Genomic DNA, 14,618 nt, shown 5'->3' with positions numbered 1-14,618 from the left:
TTGCGAGAAGGAGCGTTTCGCGTCAGTACGGCCAGACCTCCCACACCACGCGGCTTACACGCCCGTCTACGCCGGTCGAAACGTCGATCCTCGTGCGCGAGGAGCTGGGGACACCGCTACGGCACTCGTTGCGATCCCATTTGTACATAGGACTGTTGCTTGCGAACGGCGACGTCCCGTACGGAAGCTCTGCTTGCGTCGGACCGATGCGATTGACGAACTGCGAAATCGTATCGCCGATCCGCAGATCACACGGAAGACTCAGCTCCCGTGTCTCGACGACGAGACGCGTGAGCAACAACGGATCGGCCTTCGATTTCGCGGACCGAAGACCCGACGCCGTGATTCCGGGGAACTCGAGCGTAATGTGCTCGACCGCCTCGCCGGTGATGTTGTCGCGCGACTTCGACACGAGGCTGTTCATAGGAGCGCCGAACTGCTGGGCCAGCGCGGCCTGGCTCAATCCATGATTTGCTTCGAAACCGGGCACGATCGGCGAAGCAAGCTCGCCGAATTCGCGCAGGCAGTCCGTCGGTGCCGGATCGGCTTCCGGAAGCGGCTGGCAGCGCGGACGTTCAGGATTCTTCGACCACTCCCGCCAATGGTCGGCGACGCGCCGGATGTTGTCGCGACTTTCCCGGGACCCGATGATGTCGAAATAATCCTGGAGCTCGAAGGCGAAACGATTCGCCTCGGCGGTCTTCGGCAGGTTCACGATCGTGCCGTCCGGGCGGATTCCGATCTTCGTAGCGCGCATCAGGGCAACGATGATCCATGTCAGCGTGTCATGCTCGTCCTGCTGGAAACGGTCGAGCGCGCGGACGAGCGCCGGAACGCTTCGATCGCTGAGGATTTCGGAAAGCACCATCGCTTCGCTCATTGGTTCCGGCGTCTGCTCGAGGCGGCGGACAAGGGCCGCACCCACCTTTTCGTCGCCCGCGAACGGCTCGAGCGCCTGCAGCGCCGTCGATGAAAAACCTGGCGTATCGAGCAGCGCGAGCAGAAGATCGCGCCACTCCGGCTCACGCGTCTTCTTCCTGCCGAACGCTTCGAGAGCGCACGCGACGTCCGGGCTGCCGATGCGCCGGCGCCGCAGCACATTCGTCTTGAGCGCAGCATAGCTCTCGGCCTTCTGTCCGAGAGCCGCGAGGTCGCCGCAAGTCCACTGCTCGGGACGCGTTCGCGCTTTGCCGGCGAGGAAACGCGGCCGGAACGTCTGCAGGTTTCCAATCAACTGCGACCGCGAGTCGCGGTCGTCGTCCGAATAGCGATTGACATCGTCGCCGCTCGGCTTCGGAAGCGTCTCGAGAAGATGCGTGTACAGCTGCTCGCACGTCGCCGGCCGCATCGGCGGCGTCGCCTTGACGTCGGGAACGAAGTGCTCCCATTTCCCGGTGCGACGTTCACGCCGCGATAGCCCGAGATCGGTCGCGACCCACAGATAGTCGTCATCGAGCATGAGGTCGTGGACGGCGAAGCCGCACGGCCCGTCGTCGTTGCCCTTGAACGTTTCGAGCCGGTCCGCGTTCCAGTCGTAGCGTACGAGCCCTTCCATCGGCGGTAGCCCGATGCATTCGTAGTGGCCGGCCGTCGAGAACCACAGCCACGTGCCGTCGTGCACGATCGAGTCGATCGACGAGTCGATAAGAAGCTCGGGCCGGCGTATTTCGGTCGTGTGCGTCGTTGCATCGTAGCGGCCGACGCCGCCGACGCCGTCCACGCCTTCGCCCTCGTAGAACGAGATGCCGAACCAGATGCTGCCGTCGTGCTCGGTCCACGCGCCGGTTTCCTGTTCGAAGACGTCGGCGTTCACCAGATGCGGGCGCAGCGTGATGGCCTCGCGCCTGGAGAGGACGATCTCGGGAACGGGAGACTTCTTTTCGTACGCGCCCGAGTCGTACGGAAGTGCCGAGCCAGCGGGCTGCCAGCCGTCCGCAGGAGAGTAGTCGAGTGCCGGAAACTCGGACCGGGACTCGGAGTCATGACCGGGATCGTTGACGACGGCACGAAGTCCCTTCGGGGACCGCTCGAGCCGAAAGACCGCCGGATACAGCGATTCGTCGTAGCACGTGGTCGCGGCCGACGCCGCGACGGCCGACAGCGTGACGAGCGCGAGCGCTATTGCGGGTGAAAGCCGTGCGGGGACGTGGTGGTGTTTACGTGTCACAGCAGTCGGCGGAAGGAGATCACGACGCAGCCGCTCGGTTCAGCAGCTTATTCTTCCGTGGACTGCCGCTGAACGATGTCGGCTACCTTCCCGAGCAGCGTTTCGAGATTTTCGTCGGCCGGTGAACCGACGCTGCGGGCGGAACGCCGTGTACCGACGACATGCACTCGATAGATGCCGCCTTCGAAGCCGACGGGGCTCGTGAACCCGCGAGCGCTGTTCCCGCGCAGAAAGAAGACGATCTCCTCACCCGGAACATACAACGGCAGACCCGGAACGCGACCGATCGGTTGCAGATCCGCCGCGCTGCAATCGCCGAACTGCTTGATGGTCAGGTTGCCCGCGGCAACTCCCTTCAGGCCGCGTCGGACTTCGAGCGTCACCCACGTCGCCGTAAGCCCGGCATCGTCGGTCGCGACGCGAACGTCGGTCACTTTTCCGTAGGCGATGCGATCGGCCTGCCGGGTCGTCTCCTCCAATGACAGCGAGCCCAGAAGCAGCGTGGCTCGAGCCGGGGATGAAAACGCCACGAGGCTCGCAACAAAGACGGCGATTGGCATCACGTTCCGCATCATCGATTCCTCGCGGCAAGACCGAGCTCGTCATTCTGCGTGATGTCCAAGCCGGAAAACGACGACTCCCAGCAGCCGCCGTCGCTGTTCGAGAGCTGGATCGTCACGGGAGCAGTCAGGGGGAGCGACGGCATGTCGAGGTTCTCGCCGCCCGCTTTGATCTTGAGCTTCGCATCGCCGCTTCCGGCTTTGAATCCGACGCTCGCCAGTCCGTCCGGCAGCCGCTCGCGGTCCTTGTACTTCAGCGCACCGTTGCGCGACTGCCAGCATTCGCCGAGACCGCTGCCGCAGCGGTCGCCGGCAGGAGCCCGAGCGCGCAGCGCAAGCGTACCGGTGCCGTCGTAGATGCACAGTGCGTAACTGGTACCGGTCGAAAGCAGCGGATCACCGAGCTCGCCGGCCGTTGCGTCGCCTGACAGCCATTTCCATTGCATCGATTGACTCTGGGGATCGGGACTCGGGCGAAGCCGCAGCGCGGACCTGTCGTTTGAGGCTGCGCGACAACCCGTGCGCTGCTCCGACGGACAATCCGCAGCGGGCTCGAAATCCACCGCGATGCTGAGCTGTCCGCCGCCCGAGCGCGCCGTCGCCTCCAGCAGATAGGAGACGCCTGCATCGGCCTCCATCAGGAGATCCGCCAGGACGCCCGGTCCACTGATGTCATCGCATCCGGCTTCCACGAGATTTCCGCATATTCCCGTCAGTGCACTGACGGCAGTGTCATAATTGCTGCCGTCGGTGGAGACGTGAAGGACTCCGTCGGCGGGCGCCGTGTAGCGGTACCAGACGCTGTTCATGTTCTGCGAGCCAAACAGGTCCGTGCACGACTGAATCGGATCGAACGCTCCGGTCGTCGCGCCCGTGACGTCTGCCGCGTCCGTAAATGGCGTCGTCGGGATTTCGATCGCACCAGCGCACTCGTCGTTGCTCGGAGGCGGCCCCTGGTTCAGCACGAAGTCGATTCCCTCGGTGACACTGTTCGCGACGACGTCGATGGTCTCGGCGACCGTCGGATCGTCGGGCGGATTTGACGCGGATTCATCAGAGCCATTCCAGAACTCCGCAGCTCCGGGCAGTCCGGCCGGGATTTCGAGGGGCCCGACGCTCGAGCCGCCGGTGAAGTTCACGTAAATCGGCTCGAGCTCGACCGTATACGATCCCGGCGGCAGCCCCTTGAGCTCGAAGAGCGCGCGCAGCGACGGGTCGGGAGGTCCGCCATAGTTCTGGGGAAAATATCGAGCGCCCGAGACTTGCGAGACGGCCGTGATGCGAGGGTCGCCGACCTTTCGCGCAATGACATTCGCGCCCTGGAACGGTGTCGCCCCGTCTCCTTCATACACTTGGCCAGTGATCGTTCCGAAATCGGTGGTGAAGGAGCTTTGCGGATACAGCGACGAGACTGCGACGATGTCGTCGAGATGAAGCGACTTCATTTGCGTCGCATTGACGAGAATCGGGAACATCGTTGCAAGCGCGTCGTCGTTTGACGCATCGCCGTCGGCCGCCTCGGCGAAATTTACCTGTGAATGATCGAGTCCGACGTAGTGGCCGAGCTCGTGGAGCAGCACCGCATCGAATTCGTCCGGAGTCAGCTCGGGATTGTTCGATGCGTCCACGCCGTCGAGAAAACGGCCGTTGAACACGGAGAAACCCTCGGTGATGACCGGAGGGTCGAAGGTTCCGCAGGCTGGACCGGCAAAACCGATGATATGCTGATTCGCGCCGACGCCGAAGAGGTCGTCCGTGATCCTTCCATCGCTGTCGAAAACGATCGGACTGAGATCATCCCCGCATACCTGCAGGTAGGCAGCGTAATTCGACACGGTGACGTCGACCGGCAGGGCAGCCGCCTGCGACAGCGAGATCGATGACGTCGTTACCGCGGTCCATGCCGCCGCCGCGTCCGCGATACGCGACGTGGCGGAGGCATTGCTGAGGTTTCCGAGCATTCCGCGGTCGGGATTGTACGGGATCGGATCGGCCGCCCACGTAAGCGGCTGTCCCGCGCCGCTGACGAGGAGTGGACCGCCCGCGTGCGAACAAGGCGCGGCGACAAGCAGTGCGAGCAATGCCGCCAGAGAAAGAACCCGCTGGGTCTGCACGTGCGGCATCGACAACTCAATCGTTCAAGGCCTTGAAGCTCGTGTCCGTAGTCTCCTTTGGCTGCGAATAGACCGCGTCCCAGCACGTTCCGATCTCGTTGACGAGCTGTACACGCAGCGGAAGGTTCGTGAGCGGCAGCGAAGGCAACACCAGATTGTCTCCGCTTGCGGACAGGCTGATGCCCAACCTGGATGCATCGTTGCCTTTGAGCACCAGGCTCGTCAGTCCAGTCGGTGAGCCGGATTTGTTCCGGTACTGATATTTCCAGCTGTGGTTGCCGGCAAACTTCCAGCAGTCGTCGGTGACGTCCTCGAGGCATCTCGGGCCCGCCGGCGCGTCGAAGCGTGCGATGAGGCCGTTCGAATCGAAGACACACAGGCCGAAGTCCTGGACGGACTGGCCGACGTCGTAAAGATCCGCCAGGTCTCCGCGTGACCATTTCCATCGAAACGACCGGTCGGCGGGATCGGCGCCATCGACGATCTGCAGTTTCGACGCACGCGCGAACGGTTGTTTGCAGCTGGGCCGCGGCTCAGCGACGTGTTCGCAGTTCCTTGCATCGTCGCAACGGTCGTACGTGCAGACGTCGCTGTCGGCGGTACAGAGCGTTCCTGCCGGCGCGGTCAGATGATTACAGGTGCCGCTGCCATCGCAGCGCTCGAGAGTGCAGAGGTCATCATCGGCGGCACATGCTGTACCATCGGCATTGAACGTGCATGTGCGATCGCAGCAGTCGAGATCGCCGCGACGGCCGTCATCGCATCCTTCGCCGGGATCGGTCACGCCGTTGCCGCAGGGATGGTCGGCCAGCGCGTAGACCAGATCGAGATAGCCGCCCTTGGTACCGCTCAAGAGACGATCGTCTTCGGATGACCAGAACACCATCCAGTGCCCGGACGGATCGTGAGCAACGAAAGGAAAAATCTCGTCTTCGTAGATCCCGTCGGTCTCGGCTGCGTTCAGCGGCAACTCCGGCGTCCACGACACGCCGCCGTCACTCGTACTCCTCATCAGAACGTCTGCGTCGTCGTTGCCGTAGGGATCGCCCGCTTCTTCTGAGTACCGCGTCCAGGCGGCAACGAATTCGCCGGTCGCTCCGGCGGCTGCGTGTATGGCCCAATTGACCGATGACCCGGTTCCCGGATCTGCATTCAGTGCAACGGGCGCGCTCCACGTCACGGCGTCGTCCGAGGATCGCGCCGCGAGCACGTCCTGCGAGTTCGCCAGTCTCGCCTCCCACACCGCGATCCAGTTGCCGGCGCCGTCGCCCGCAAGCTGCGCTCCGAAGTCGAGATTGGTGTCGATGGTGTCCACAGGCGAAGGCGCCGACCATGTGAGACCACCATCCGTCGAGCGCGAGGTCACCAGGTCGGAATCAACGTCACCGGAAGTGTCGCCGTTCGACCACGCGACAATCCAGGTTCCTCCCGACCAGACCACCCGCGTGCCGAGCACGGTCGGTGCACCACCGGAGCTGTTCGCGACCAGCGGCGCCGGAGCGCTCCACGTGTTGCCGCCGTCCGTCGAGCGCGTGAAATATACCTCCTGGTATTTCCCGCCAGCCACGTGGTGACCGGGCCAGACGATGATCCACTTCCCCTGTCCGTCGGTTGCGATTCCCGGGGAACGTCCGCCGTAGTCCACGAGGATGGCCGGGGGCGTCCACGTCGCGCCGGAATCATCCGAGTGCGCGACTTCGATGTGTTCGCCTTGAAGGCTTGACCTCTGCCATACGGCGATGAAACGACCGTTCGGATCGGCCGCGAGCGCCGGCGCGTTATCTCTTTGTTCGAAAAAGGTATCGAACCACGGGTCCTGATCGTCTGCGAAGTCCGTGTTGAGAATGGCGGCGGGAGAGAACGAAAGCCCATGATCGGTCGATCGCGAAAATACGATCTCGCGGGCGTTGCTCCATGCGGCTACCCACGTCCCCGTTCCCGTCGTGGCCGCGACATGATCGAGAGCAAATCGGCCTACGTCGACGAGCTGCGGGTCGACCACGACGGCTGGCTCGAACACGGGCGGAGCCGCCTGCGCGCGCAGAACCGAAAAGATCCACAGTCCCAGCACAACCGGAGTTTGCCGCGTGATGTTCATGTCCCTCCTCCTTCGAACAGGTCTCGACCGGCGATCGAGAAGCAGCCGGTCGGCAACGCGATACGTTACCGCCGCCGGGCGCATGCTATTGCACCAGCCGCAGTGAGGCCAGCCTGAATTCGACGTAGAATTCCGAGGGTCGCCTTGTGGAAAACGCGACGACGCGGACGGCGACTGCCCGCCGCGAAGGCGAGCTTCATCAACGCGTGCATGTTCCAGTGAACGGCAGGCTCGATCGTTGAAAGAGCGGGGCCGCTGCGGTGCAGCGGCCCGTTTTTTTGTGCGTCCGAATCCGACTGCCCGGCCGAAGCGCGGGAAAGTTGCGTCAAATTGCAACGGGAGCACGCGCGTAGTGCCCTGAGACGCGAGAGTCCGGATTGCTGCGGCGGCGTGTCGGGGCAATGAAGATTCGCCTCGCGATCTTGCGACGGCGATGGAGGGAGGACGGCGATGGCCGAAGGTTGGACACCCGGACAGCCAAATGGAGGCGATCGACCCTTCGATCCGCTCGAAGAGGCACGCCGGCTGCTCGGACAGTATCAAGTGTCCGCGACCTCCGGCGGCGGCAATGCGCGAAGCGGGCCGCCGAAGTGGCCGGTGCCTCCGTGGGCGCTCGCGGTAATTGCGCTGGTGCTCTGGCTTGCGTCCGGGTTCTTCATCATCGCGCCCGAGGAGCGCGGCATCGTGCTCCGGTTTGGCCGCGTCGTACGCGAGGCGCCGTCTGGTCCCGGCTATCACCTGCCGTGGCCGGTCGAGGAAGTGCTCAAGCCGTCGGTCACACGCATCAGCAAGGAAGAGTTCGGATTCCGCACCGTGGCCGTCGGGCCGCCGGCCGAATACGTCGACGTGGACCGCGAAGCGCTGATGGTCACTGGCGACGAAAACATCGTCAAGCTCCAGTTCATCGTCCAGTATCGCATCAAGCCGGAGGAGTCCGGCGCGACCGACTTCCTCTTCAATGTTCGCAATCAGACCCAGACCGTGCGCGATGCCGCCGAAGCGGCGATGCGCGAAGTCATCGGCCGCAACGACATCGATACCGCGCTGACCGAGGGCAAGGACCGCATTCAGACCGACACCCAGAAGCTGCTCCAGACGATCCTCGATCAGTATGACCTCGGCATCGAGGTAGCGACGGTCAAGCTCCAGGACGTCGATCCTCCCGACCAGGTCGCCGACGCGTTCAAGGACGTGATCAGCGCGCAGCAGGACCGCGAACGGCTCATCAACGAGTCGCGTGGTTACGCCAACGACGTCGTGCCGAAGGCGCGCGGCCAGGCGGCGCAGCTGATCAACGAGGCCGACGCTTACGTGGAGACCAAGGTCAAGGCGGCCGAAGGCGCGGCCGGCAGGTTCATCGCTCTCCACGACGAATACGCCAAGGCCGCCGCGGTTACGCGGACACGGCTGTGGATCGAGACGATGGAAGACGTGATGTCGCGCAGCAACGTGCTGCTGCTCGACGAGCAATCGGCGACGCACGTGGTTCCGTATCTGCCTCTGGACCAGATGCTGCGGCGCACTCCGGGCCCGCTCGAATCCGAGATGCCGCGCGGCGAGGGACAGTAACGATGGACCGGCGTGCCCTCCCCTTCCTGATCGCGCTCGGCCTCATCATCGCGGCATGGAATCTTGCCGCTTTCCGCGTGCAGCAATGGATGCAGGCGGTCGTTGTCCAGCTCGGCGATCCGGTTCGCACCGTTCGCGAGCCCGGGCTCAACTTCAAGCTGCCGTTCGTCCAGAGCGTTCTGTATTTCGACCGGCGACTGCTCGAGTACGACGCATCGCCGCGCGAGGTGCTCACCAAGGACAAGCAGCAGCTTCTCGTGGACAACTACGCGCGCTGGCGCATCCTCGATCCGCTGCTGTTCTACCGGACGGTGCGCAACGAGCAGGGCGCGGCCTCGCGGCTGGACGACATCATCTACTCCAACGTGCGCGAGAATCTCGGCCGTCACACCTTCAGCGAGATCATCAGCTCCAGCCGCGAGCAGCTCATGAAGGAAGTCACGCAGATCACCAACGAGCGGGCGCACGACTTCGGCATCGAGATCGTCGACGTGCGCATCAAGCGCGCCGATCTTCCCGAGAAAACCGAGATGAACGTCTTCAGCCGCATGCGCACCGAACGCGAGCGGCTCGCGAAGAAGTTCCGCGCCGAAGGCGACGAGGAAGCGCGCAAGATCCGCTCGGGCTCCGACAAGGAAGTGGCCATCCTGATTGCAGAGGCAAGAAAGCAGTCCGAGATCCGCCGAGGTGAAGGCGATGCCCAGGCCGTGAAGATCTTCGCCGACGCCTATGGGCGCGACACCGACTTCTACGCGTTCGTGCGCACGCTCGAGGCCTATCGCACGTCGATCAAGAGCGGCACGTCGATGATCCTGTCGCCCGAGAGCGACTTCCTGCGCTACTTCCGGGGCAGTGACCCCGGAACCGCACGCTGAGCCTGCAGGTCCAGACCCGCTTAAGGCTCCGAAACCGGAGGGAGCTCCGAGATCCGAGCACGGGGGCACGCTCGAGCCGCAATCACGCGAGTTGTTTTTCGAAACCTCATCGATTTGGCGAAGCATCAGGCGCTACTGTCGAAGTCGTGAAGCGAACGAAGCGAGCCGGCAGATGCGCAGCGGTCCTGATGGCGACGGTTGCGCTATGGCCGTCGCCCGCTTCGAGCCAGCCGCTGAGCGTCCTTACCTATAATGTCCACGGCCTGCCGCCGCTGCTGATCGGCGATCGCAGCGGAAAAGTCGAGGCGATTGCCGAGCTTCTGGAAAGTCTGCGCACGCCGGACACCTCCTCGGCCGGCGCCAGGATCATCGTCGCGCTCCAGGAGGTGTTCGACCGCGACTACCACAGGACGCTCGTCGGCATCTCCGCATCCTCGTTTCCGTTCGCGACGGTGAAGAACCGCGGCGGCACGTTCGGACTCGGCGACGGTCTCGTGCAGTTGTCCGTATCGGCGTTTGCGCGCCCCTTTCGCGTCGACTGGAAAAAATGCTTTGGCAGGCTCGGCCTGTACGAGAGCGACTGCGACACGGACAAGGGTTTTTCCTATGCACGGCATGCGATCGCGCCGGGGGCATTCGTCGACGTCTACAACCTTCACGCCGACGCAGGAGGGGATCGCGGCAGCTTTGCGGCGCGCCGCAGCAACATCCGCCAGCTCCTCAAAGCCATGCAACTGCTCTCTCCGCCGGGAACGGCCGTCATCGTGATGGGCGATACCAACGCACGCTATACCCGATCACCGCGCGACAACGTCGATCAGCTTCTCGTGGCAGGCGGCCTTCGCGATGTGTGGGTCGAGCTCGTGCGAGGCGGCCGGGTTCCGGAGCCCGGACCGATGATGGACGTTACGTGCAGCCGGGCTCCCGCCGGTCGCGATTGCGAGCTGGTGGACAAGATTTTCTATCGAAGCGGCAGCGCGGTCAGCTTCGCGCCTGTGAAGTACGAGGTGCTCGAGAATTTCCGCGACAAACGCGGGCGCGAGCTGTCCGACCACTACCCGGTTGCTGCAAGGTTCGATGTGAAGGTGAGGTCCGGGCTGGCAGAGTCCGGCTGATCGGCCCGGTCCCGGCTGCGCCGAGTCTCGCTACGCTCAAAGCATCCCAAGATCGAAATCGGACGTCGTCCAGTAGCGCTGCGGGTCGCCTGCATCGAGCGGCAGAACCGAAGCGACGTCGATCGCCGACATTCCGAGCCAGTGCTTGAGGATCGTGCCGTAGACATCACGCAGATCCGTCGAGCGGAACTCGGCAGCGCCCTGGCGGTACTCGGTGTTACCGCTCGCGTCGAGCGCGTTGGCGGAAATATTCGGGTGATCGCCATAGACACCGCCGAGGACAGATCCGCCGACGAGAAAGGCGGGGCCCTGCGAGCCGTGGTCGGTGCCGTTGTTGTTCTGCGGAACTCGCCGGCCGAACTCGCTCCACACGAGAATGCACGTCTTGTCCGCGATCCCCATATCGGCGAGGTCTTCGTAGAACACCTTGAGCGAATCCCCGAGCGCCCTGTGCAGGATCGAATGCTGGCCGGTCGCCTCGGCGCCTCCCTGGTCCGCGTGCAGGTCGTAGCCTAAAGCGCGTGCCTGGAAGAATCGCGCTCCGACATTCGGCACGCCTTGCGAGACGCCGTAGATCATTTTCGCGATTTCACGCAGGTCACCGGACAACGTGCCTGCGACAGCATCGTATTGCGGGTTCCAGATACCGCCCCGAGCGTTGTTGTAGTAGGCATCGAGACTCGGATACGCCTCGCTGCTCAGCAGCGTCGCCATCGCGGTCTTGCCGAGCGACGACAGCGACGGCTGCGAGCTGGCGCTGCCCGCGGCGCAAAGTGCGGCAAATGCCGCACGTTTGTCTTCCACATTGAAGGACGGGTCGTACGGGAAACCGAAGTCCTGCACGCGTGACATCGTCAGCACGCCGGTTGTGCCCTGGCGAAGCTCGCCGGCGACGGTTTCCGACATGCTGACGCCGACCGTATCGTCGCCGCCGTAGTTCGCGGCCAGATACCTGCCAAGCCATCCCGTGTTCACGCCGGCTCGAAGGGGATCGGCCGTCTGCCAGATCCTGCGCGAATACTCGTGCGAGGTCGTGTACTCCGGATAGCCGCAGCCCTGCAGGACGGCGACCTTGCCGAGATCGTACAAGTCCTTGAGGCCGGAAAGAGCAGGATGCAGCGCGAGCTGGGCGCCTGTGTTCGGATCGACGCCGATGAGTGAGGCCTCGAGAACGTCGGGGCTCAGGTGCAACTGGCTGTTCGTCGCCCGCGCGACATTATACGCGGATCGCAACGAACCGTTGCCGTTGTCGTACGGCGTGACGGTGTTCAGACCATCGTTTCCACCGTCGAGATAAATGACGACGAAGTACTTGTCGCCGAACGTCTCGGCGATCGCCTGCTGAACGAGCAGCCTCTCGAACAGTCCGGGACCCGCGAGGGCTGCCGCACCCATCACGCCGGCACGTTTGAGGAACTGTCGCCGAGTGATCATCCGGAGCTCCTAGTGCACATGGTAGCCCGGGCACTGCAGCATCAGCGCGAACAAACCGTAGAGTTTCTCGTTGAGCGTCTGCTCGTCGTTCAGGTCAATGGTTGCGTTCAGCCCATCGTCGCTCAGGTACGCCACCAGGGCATCGTGCTCGTCGCTCGTCAGCAGATCAGGGACACCGAGTATGTCTGCTGCGGCACGGACAATCCCAGCGGGATCCGTCAGGGAGCTCAGGCGCACCGACTCGCCATCGACGAGCACGCGTTGCCGTTCCGGTCGGAAGGTGTGCCGTCCGTCTTCGTCGATAGAGGTCAGGTACGACGCGAAGTCATAGCGCGCGAGCAATGCTGCGCTGCCGATCCAGCCGAGCTCCCATTCCCATCCAAACACGCTCGGCGGTTCGAGAAGCACCTGACCCATCTTCGAAAGCTGCCCGCGAACCCTCTCGTTCCCTTGTTTGTCCAGGCGTGCGCTGAGCAGTCGCAGCGCGGTCACCACGTAATCGACCGGCCACCTGACCGATTTGCGGGTAGTCTCGACGAATGGCGCCGGCGCGGCCGTCTCGTAGAACCGGTCGTGGACGAACATCGCGCGGAGGAGCGCTGCGATGTCCCATGACGATGCGAACCCCGATTCGTCGATGAGCTGGTCGATCATGCCAACATGATCCTGATCGATCGGGTCCGGGATCTCGTACGCGAAATATTCGAAGAGCCGGCGAGTCATCCGACGCGCGACGGTGTGTTTCCCGTCCCCATCGACATGCTCGAAGATGATGTCGGTTACGGCATCGATCTCCTGCGGTCCCTCACCATCGACGTCGAACGCAGCGCCGCCCGGTCCGAAACCGCCTGTACTCTGGTAAATCACCTTCGGGCCGCGCGCGGCCAGGAATTCGGACTGATAGTCGTGTTCGTAGTCCCGGAAGCCCCAGTCGTGCCAGCCGCTGAAGGCTCGCGCGATCTGCACGACATCCTGCTGGGTGTAGTTGGGATTGCCGGCGAAATCATAGACGCCGAGAGTGAACAGCTCCTGCAACTCTCTCGCGTAGTTCTCGTTCGGGCTCTCTTTAAGATTGCGCCTGGTGTCGAGGAACAAGATCATCGCGGAGTCGCGATTCATCGCCTTGACGAATGCTTTGAAGTCGCCTTTGCAGTGCGTGTGGATCAGGTCGATGTGGACGCCCATCGTGGGCAGGTTATCGACCTTGGCGTTGCTCGTGGCGAAGTGGTCGTGCCAGAAGAGCACGAGCTTGCCCTGCAACGGATATCGCGAGCGGACCATCGTCTTGAGCCACTTGGCGTGGATCTTCTCGACGTAGTAACCGCCGAGCCCGATCGGCTTGCTCTCGAAGGCCATCAGCTCATCGACAGCCTGGCCGCGCGTCAGTTGTCGGTCGAGGATCGCTTGAACATCTGCCGGCCGCGCGCCGAATCCCGTTCGACGCAGCAGGTGACGCGCAGAAACCGGATCCAGAATTGTATTGGCATTGCCCACTGCTGCGCTTCCCCCGGCGCGCCGGATCGCCCCACCCGCGAAAGACAATGCGGAAGATGGCTGCTCCGGTCAACGTGCAATCGAGCTGGCACGCGAGCTCAAAGTCACGCACGGTGACGCGACGAGTCGGCCCTGAGCCCGTGTTCCGTGTCCGACCGGATCGACCGAATCGGCGTTCGTAACGCTGAGATAGGTCAGCAGCTTGCCCTTTTGGCGAGGCGCATCGAGGCTGAGATCGGTGCTGTTGAGGAGGTTGACGAAAAGGTCGGTGCACGTCCACGGGATTACAGATGGCGTCGTCGTCACCTTCGTAAACGTCGACGGGGTACTCGGCGCTCGAACCGGTGCAATACTCGAGCGGGTTGCAGGCCACGAAGCCGTCACGGCACAGCGTGGCCGCCGCGACGAACGAGCAGCTGCAGTCGCAGCAACTCCAATCCTCGCCGTTCGAGTATCCGGTATCGCACTGCTCCCCGGCATCGAGAGTTTCGTTGTCGCAGTTGACGTATGGCCGAGCCGGACACTCGCCGCTCGTTCCATCGCAGTGCTGACGGCCACAGAAAGTGCCGGACACATACCGCTCGGTCGGGCGCAGGCCTACGCTGCCGTCCGACCCTCAGTCAATGCGGGCCTGCCGGACTTATGGAAGGCATTCTGCGCCGGAAAAAGCCGGCCGCCCACCCATATACGACGACCAGGCCAGACCGCCGCCCACCGTAGATCCGACAAGAACGGCCGGACCGTTTGAGTCTTCGAGCTAAGTTCGTATAGCTTCGCGCGGTTTTCCGGGGGTTTCGATCAAGCAGCACGGGCGGGGTCTTCATGGGCATCAAATCTTTCGGACGCCGTTCACAACTTGCAGTTCTCGCTGCGTTCGCCGTCTCACTGACTGACGGCTGCGGCGGCAGCGGCGGCGGGTCCGGCTCGTCGACGCCGGGCACTCAATTGTCGTTCTCGGTCAACTGGGAGCAGTCGTCCGCGGCGGTCGGCAGCATAGCGCCATCGTCGGCCGCTGCGCCGCTCGCGTTCGACACGCCGATTCCGGCAGCGGTCAATGCCATCCGGTTCATCCTGCGGCCCAGCGCCGGGTCGGCCTGCTGCATCGCCGTGCTGCGCGGAAGCCAGGCCTTCATCGACCGGCACATCGTTCTCGCCAACATCGTTCCGGGCCAGTCGACGCTCGAGGTCAACG

At 63.6% G+C, this 14,618-nt stretch carries 11 protein-coding genes; 4 read left to right on the top strand and 7 right to left on the bottom strand.

Going from position 1 to position 14,618, the window contains the following annotated elements; genetic code table 11:
* Positions 1-22: 22 nt before the first annotated feature.
* The 4 genes from VN634_04075 to VN634_04060 are packed head-to-tail and all read right to left on the bottom strand — an operon-like array spanning position 23 to position 6,939.
* Positions 23-2,167, bottom strand: coding sequence for a hypothetical protein (locus VN634_04075; GenBank protein HXC50037.1), 2,145 nt, complete (start codon positions 2,165-2,167; stop codon positions 23-25).
* 47 nt (positions 2,168-2,214) lie between these two features.
* Positions 2,215-2,730 carry a hypothetical protein gene (locus tag VN634_04070; protein HXC50036.1) on the bottom strand — a complete coding sequence of 172 codons (516 nt, stop codon included), beginning with the start codon at positions 2,728-2,730 and terminating at the stop codon, positions 2,215-2,217.
* An 8-nt stretch (positions 2,731-2,738) separates the two neighbouring features.
* Complete coding sequence (locus VN634_04065; GenBank protein ID HXC50035.1) at positions 2,739-4,850, bottom strand: hypothetical protein; 2,112 nt, start codon at positions 4,848-4,850, stop codon at positions 2,739-2,741.
* A gap of 7 nt (positions 4,851-4,857) precedes the next feature.
* Positions 4,858-6,939 carry an exo-alpha-sialidase gene (locus tag VN634_04060; protein HXC50034.1) on the bottom strand — a complete coding sequence of 694 codons (2,082 nt, stop codon included), beginning with the start codon at positions 6,937-6,939 and terminating at the stop codon, positions 4,858-4,860.
* Positions 6,940-7,389: 450 nt separating this feature from the next.
* Between VN634_04060 and hflK the strand changes: the two genes are divergently transcribed.
* From hflK to VN634_04045, 3 genes are all read left to right on the top strand, one after another.
* The gene (gene hflK / locus VN634_04055; GenBank protein ID HXC50033.1) at positions 7,390-8,508 is read left to right on the top strand and encodes an FtsH protease activity modulator HflK; all 1,119 of its coding nucleotides are present in this window, start codon (positions 7,390-7,392) and stop codon (positions 8,506-8,508) included.
* 2 nt (positions 8,509-8,510) lie between these two features.
* Positions 8,511-9,383: a protease modulator HflC gene (hflC, locus tag VN634_04050; protein ID HXC50032.1), complete on the top strand. Its 873-nt coding sequence runs from the start codon at positions 8,511-8,513 to the stop codon at positions 9,381-9,383.
* A gap of 188 nt (positions 9,384-9,571) precedes the next feature.
* Complete coding sequence (locus tag VN634_04045) at positions 9,572-10,498, top strand: endonuclease/exonuclease/phosphatase family protein (protein ID HXC50031.1); 927 nt, start codon at positions 9,572-9,574, stop codon at positions 10,496-10,498.
* A 36-nt stretch (positions 10,499-10,534) separates the two neighbouring features.
* Here VN634_04045 and VN634_04040 read toward each other — a convergent pair whose 3' ends face one another.
* The 3 genes from VN634_04040 to VN634_04030 all read right to left on the bottom strand — a co-directional run bounded on the left by VN634_04040 (position 10,535) and on the right by VN634_04030 (position 13,732).
* Complete coding sequence (locus VN634_04040; protein HXC50030.1) at positions 10,535-11,932, bottom strand: DUF1501 domain-containing protein; 1,398 nt, start codon at positions 11,930-11,932, stop codon at positions 10,535-10,537.
* Between the two features lie 9 nt (positions 11,933-11,941).
* On the bottom strand, positions 11,942-13,426 hold the full coding sequence (locus VN634_04035; protein HXC50029.1) for a DUF1800 family protein: 1,485 nt from the start codon (positions 13,424-13,426) through the stop codon (positions 11,942-11,944).
* Between the two features lie 69 nt (positions 13,427-13,495).
* Positions 13,496-13,732, bottom strand: coding sequence for a hypothetical protein (locus tag VN634_04030; protein HXC50028.1), 237 nt, complete (start codon positions 13,730-13,732; stop codon positions 13,496-13,498).
* 516 nt (positions 13,733-14,248) lie between these two features.
* On the opposite strand from VN634_04030, the gene VN634_04025 reads away from it, so the two are divergent.
* Positions 14,249-14,618 (top strand): hypothetical protein (locus VN634_04025; GenBank protein ID HXC50027.1); only part of this gene is annotated, 370 nt, incomplete at its 3' end.

It is taken from the genome of Candidatus Limnocylindrales bacterium (assembly GCA_035571835.1).
GTDB lineage: Bacteria > Desulfobacterota > Binatia > UBA1149 > CAITLU01 > DATNBU01.
This window is presented reverse-complemented; position numbering and strand designations above follow the sequence as displayed.

What these genes read in the sequence shown, in the direction of transcription:
- VN634_04065 (HXC50035.1), bottom strand. Translation starts at nt 4,850, where the DNA reads ATGCCGCACGTGCAGACCCAGCGGGTTCTTTCTCTGGCGGCATTGCTC.
- VN634_04060 (HXC50034.1), bottom strand. Translation starts at nt 6,939, where the DNA reads ATGAACATCACGCGGCAAACTCCGGTTGTGCTGGGACTGTGGATCTTT.
- hflK (HXC50033.1), top strand. Translation starts at nt 7,390, where the DNA reads ATGGCCGAAGGTTGGACACCCGGACAGCCAAATGGAGGCGATCGACCC.
- hflC (HXC50032.1), top strand. Translation starts at nt 8,511, where the DNA reads ATGGACCGGCGTGCCCTCCCCTTCCTGATCGCGCTCGGCCTCATCATC.
- VN634_04045 (HXC50031.1), top strand. Translation starts at nt 9,572, where the DNA reads ATGGCGACGGTTGCGCTATGGCCGTCGCCCGCTTCGAGCCAGCCGCTG.
- VN634_04040 (HXC50030.1), bottom strand. Translation starts at nt 11,932, where the DNA reads ATGATCACTCGGCGACAGTTCCTCAAACGTGCCGGCGTGATGGGTGCG.